Annotated in this window: 2 tRNA genes and 3 rRNA genes; all 5 read left to right on the top strand. The window is 49.0% G+C overall.

The window, feature by feature from the left end:
* Positions 1 to 695: ribosomal RNA gene (locus QL898_RS13635) — 16S ribosomal RNA — on the top strand; the annotation flags it as partial.
* Between the two features lie 75 nt (positions 696 to 770).
* A tRNA-Ile gene (locus tag QL898_RS13630) sits at positions 771 to 847 on the top strand.
* 9 nt (positions 848 to 856) lie between these two features.
* Positions 857 to 932: transfer RNA gene (locus tag QL898_RS13625), tRNA-Ala, on the top strand.
* 348 nt (positions 933 to 1280) lie between these two features.
* Positions 1281 to 4136, top strand: a 23S ribosomal RNA gene (locus tag QL898_RS13620).
* Between the two features lie 189 nt (positions 4137 to 4325).
* A 5S ribosomal RNA gene (gene rrf / locus QL898_RS13615) occupies positions 4326 to 4439 on the top strand.
* Positions 4440 to 4446 lie beyond the last annotated feature (7 nt).

The following is a 4446-nucleotide window of genomic DNA, read 5'->3' as shown; positions in this document are numbered from 1 at the left end:
CTTAGTGACGCAGCTAACGCAATAAGTAGACCGCCTGGGGAGTACGGCCGCAAGGTTAAAACTCAAATGAATTGACGGGGGCCCGCACAAGCGGTGGAGCATGTGGTTTAATTCGATGCAACGCGAAGAACCTTACCTGGTCTTGACATATCTAGAATCCTGCAGAGATGCGGGAGTGCCTTCGGGAATTAGAATACAGGTGCTGCATGGCTGTCGTCAGCTCGTGTCGTGAGATGTTGGGTTAAGTCCCGCAACGAGCGCAACCCTTGTCCTTAGTTACCAGCGGGTTAAGCCGGGAACTCTAAGGATACTGCCAGTGACAAACTGGAGGAAGGCGGGGACGACGTCAAGTCATCATGGCCCTTACGACCAGGGCTACACACGTGCTACAATGGTAGGTACAGAGGGCAGCTACACAGCGATGTGATGCGAATCTCAAAAAGCCTATCGTAGTCCAGATTGGAGTCTGCAACTCGACTCCATGAAGTAGGAATCGCTAGTAATCGCGGATCAGAATGCCGCGGTGAATACGTTCCCGGGCCTTGTACACACCGCCCGTCACACCATGGGAGTTGATTGCACCAGAAGTGGATAGCTTAACCTTCGGGGAGGCGTTCACCACGGTGTGGTTGATGACTGGGGTGAAGTCGTAACAAGGTAGCCGTAGGGGAACCTGCGGCTGGATCACCTCCTTATAGACGCATTCGGTCAGCAAGAATTCACAACAAGTTGTTCTTTAGTTTAAGCTTACGTTTTTAACAAACGTATTAGGGTCTGTAGCTCAGCTGGTTAGAGCACCGTGTTGATAACGCGGGGGTCGGTGGTTCAAGTCCACCTAGACCCACCATTTTACAATGGGGCCATAGCTCAGTTGGTAGAGCGCCTGCCTTGCACGCAGGAGGTCAACGGTTCGACTCCGTTTGGCTCCACCACTACTAAGACGGTTAAGTAAGCTTTAGATGCTAATAAATAAATAGGTATTAAATAGAAATAAGTGATTTGCACAAGATTACTTCTTTCTGTTTTATACAGAATCTGTGACTCGACGAGAGCATAGAGACTATTTAAAAACATAGATATGAGTCTGGGTTAAGAAGAGCGTGTTCACGCGCACTTCTTAACCTTAATAACCCACCTCTTAACGACATCAGTTGTTATCCCAGGGGTGAGTTATTAAAAAAAGTAAAGAGAACTGAATCAAGCGTATAAACATAGGTGATATCGTTATCATAATTAGATTGTATGACACTTTGGAGTCGAAAGACTACTTGGGGTTGTATGGTCAAGTAATGAAGCGCACATGGTGGATGCCTTGGCAGTCAGAGGCGATGAAAGACGTGACAGCCTGCGATAAGCTTCGGGGAGGCGGCAATATCCTGTGATCCGGAGATTTCTGAATGGGGAAACCCACTTACCATAAGGTAGGTATCCTAATTTATTAGGAAGCGAACGAGGGGAAGTGAAACATCTCAGTACCCTTAGGAATAGACATCAATTGAGATTCCCCTAGTAGCGGCGAGCGAACGGGGAGAAGCCGATTAGTACTAATGTAGAAGAACAGCGTGGGAAAGCTGACCGTAGTAGGTGATAGTCCTGTATTCGAAACATTAGCATTAACATATTAAGTAGAGCGGGGCACGAGAAATCCTGTTTGAAGATGGGGGGACCATCCTCCAAGGCTAAATACTCCTGACTGACCGATAGTGAACCAGTACCGTGAGGGAAAGGCGAAAAGAACCCCTGTGAGGGGAGTGAAATAGAACCTGAAACCGTGTGCGTACAAGCAGTGGGAGCCCACTTGTTGGGTGACCGCGTACCTTTTGTATAATGGGTCAGCGACTTATATTCTGTAGCAAGGTTAACCGTTTAGGGGAGCCGTAGGGAAACCGAGTCTTAATAGGGCGTTTAGTTGCAGGGTATAGACCCGAAACCGAGTGATCTATCCATGAGCAGGTTGAAAGTGCCGTAACAGGCACCGGAGGACCGAACCCACTGTCGTTGAAAAGCCAGGGGATGACTTGTGGATAGGGGTGAAAGGCTAATCAAACTCGGTGATAGCTGGTTCTCCCCGAAAGCTATTTAGGTAGCGCCTCGGACGAACACCATTGGGGGTAGAGCACTGTTTCGGCTAGGGGGTCATACCGACTTACCAAACCGATGCAAACTCCGAATACCGATGAGTGATATCCGGGAGACACACGGTGGGTGCTAACGTCCATCGTGGAGAGGGAAACAACCCAGACCGCCAGCTAAGGCCCCAAATTCCTAGTTAAGTGGGAAACGAGGTGGGAAGGCATAGACAGCTAGGAGGTTGGCTTAGAAGCAGCCATCCTTTAAAGAAAGCGTAATAGCTCACTAGTCGAGTCGGCCCGCGCGGAAGATGTAACGGGGCTCAAACTAGGAGCCGAAGCTGCGGATTTGAATTTGTTTTCAAGTGGTAGGGGAGCGTTGTGTAAGCCTGTGAAGGTGTGTTGTAAAGCATGCTGGAGGTATCACAAGAGCGAATGCTGACGTGAGTAACGATAATGCGAGTGAAAAGCTCGCACGCCGGAAGATCAAGGGTTCCAGTCCAACGTTAATCGGGGCTGGGTGAGTCGACCCCTAAGGCGAGGCCGAAAGGCGTAGTCGATGGGAAATCGGTTAATATTCCGATACTTGTTTATAATGCGATGGAGGGACGGAGAAGGTTATGTCAGCCTGGCGTTGGTTGTCCAGGTGAAAGGATGTAGGTTTATAGCTTAGGTAAATCCGGGCTATTTTATACCGAGATCTGATAGCAAGCTGTACTTGTACAGCGAAGTGGCAAATACCATGCTTCCAGGAAAAGCTTCTAAGCAATAGTTATAAACGAATCGTACCCTAAACCGACACAGGTGATCAGGTAGAGAATACCAAGGCGCTTGAGAGAACTCTGCTGAAGGAACTAGGCAAAATGGTACCGTAACTTCGGGAGAAGGTACGCTGTTGATGGTGATAGGACTTGCTCCTTGAGCTGTTGGCAGTCGCAGATACCAGGCTGCTGCAACTGTTTATTAAAAACACAGCACTCTGCAAACACGAAAGTGGACGTATAGGGTGTGATGTCTGCCCGGTGCTGGAAGGTTAATTGATGGGGTTAGCGTAAGCGAAGCTCTTGATCGAAGCCCCAGTAAACGGCGGCCGTAACTATAACGGTCCTAAGGTAGCGAAATTCCTTGTCGGGTAAGTTCCGACCTGCACGAATGACATAATGATGGCAGCGCTGTCTCCAGCAGAGACTCAGTGAAATCGAAATCGCAGTGAAGATGCTGTGTACCCGCGGCTAGACGGAAAGACCCCGTGAACCTTTACTACAGCTTTACATTGAACTTTGACCTGACTTGTGCAGGATAGGTGGGAGGCTTTGAAGCCGAGACGCTAGTCTTGGTGGAGCCAATCTTGAAATACCACCCTGGTCATGTTGGGGTTCTAACTCAGGTATAACAATACCGAGGACAATGTATGGTGGGTAGTTTGACTGGGGCGGTCTCCTCCTAAAGAGTAACGGAGGAGTACGAAGGTGCGCTCAGACCGGTCGGAAATCGGTCGTAGAGTATAAAGGCAAAAGCGCGCTTAACTGCGAGACCCACAAGTCGAGCAGGTACGAAAGTAGGTCTTAGTGATCCGGTGGTTCTGTATGGAAGGGCCATCGCTCAACGGATAAAAGGTACTCTGGGGATAACAGGCTGATACCGCCCAAGAGTTCATATCGACGGCGGTGTTTGGCACCTCGATGTCGGCTCATCTCATCCTAGGGCTGAAGCAGGTCCTAAGGGTATGGCTGTTCGCCATTTAAAGAGGTACGCGAGCTGGGTTTAGAACGTCGTGAGACAGTTCGGTCCCTATCTACCGTGGGCGTTGGAAATTTGAGAGGATCTGCTCCTAGTACGAGAGGACCAGAGTGGACGAACCTCTGGTGTTCGGGTTGTCACGCCAGTGGCATTGCCCGGTAGCTACGTTCGGATGGGATAACCGCTGAAAGCATCTAAGCGGGAAGCCCACCTCAAGATTAGATTTCCCTAAAGAGCCGTTCAAGACTAGGACGTTGATAGGCAGGGTGTGGAAGCGCAGCGATGCGTGTAGCTAACCTGTACTAATTGCTCGTTTGGCTTGACCATACAACACCCAAGTGGTTTGTATACAAGTCTAATTAATCTATCTTGTATAGCTCAGGCTATAGAAACAGACAGAACATTTCGATATCACCTTTAACCTTGATTCAGTTAGGTTACAAGTTGATCGACCATAAACTAAACATTTATAGTCAAACAATAAAAACAACAACAGACTCATATCTAACCCCCTTTGCTGACGACAATAGCGCGATGGCCCCACCTGATCCCTTCCCGAACTCAGAAGTGAAACATCGTAGCGCCAATGGTAGTGTGGTTCGCCCATGTGAGAGTAGGTCATCGTCAGCTCTCTATT

It is taken from the genome of Psychrobacter sp. APC 3279 (genome assembly GCF_030407795.1).
Lineage (GTDB): Bacteria > Pseudomonadota > Gammaproteobacteria > Pseudomonadales > Moraxellaceae > Psychrobacter.
This window is presented reverse-complemented; position numbering and strand designations above follow the sequence as displayed.